Origin of the sequence: Burkholderia sp. LK4 (assembly GCF_001043615.1) — a bacterium.
In the GTDB taxonomy this organism is placed as follows: domain Bacteria; phylum Pseudomonadota; class Gammaproteobacteria; order Burkholderiales; family Burkholderiaceae; genus Burkholderia; species Burkholderia cepacia.
The window spans coordinates 1-423 of sequence record NZ_LDUL01000134.1; the positions used below are offsets into that span (position 1 = coordinate 1).

1 protein-coding gene is annotated in these 423 nt (G+C 49.4%); it reads left to right on the forward strand.

The features are described 5' to 3' along the window. Positions 1–280, forward strand: a 280-nt coding sequence (locus VK92_RS43370; RefSeq protein WP_048026834.1) for a phosphopantetheine-binding protein, incomplete at its 5' end; no start/stop codon positions are given. Positions 281–423: the final 143 nt, after the last annotated feature.

Genomic DNA, 423 nt, shown 5'->3' on the forward strand with positions numbered 1-423 from the left:
CGGCCGGCACGACAACTTCTTCGACCTCGGTGGACACTCGCTGCTCGCAACGCAGGTCACCGCAAGAATCCGGGAAACATTTGAAGTGGAGATTCCTCTCAATGAAATATTCCGCTCTCAAACGCTGGTGAAGCTCGCTGAAGCCGTTGTATCGATTCGCCTATCTCATTACGACGAGCGGGACATCCTGGCTCTTACTACTGAGTTGGATTCCATTTCTGAGGAAGAGCTACGCAAACTCATCGCTGACGAGTACGACAACTCTGCTGATATCGAATAAATTCACTGGTCCAGAAAATGAATAAGCCTGAAAACATCGAACTTCTCAAACGTGAATTTCTGATTAAGAAACTGAGGAGCAAAGGGACGACTCGTCCGTCAAGTTCAGCGGCCTCAGTTATTCCTCACGCTCCGCGCAACGAA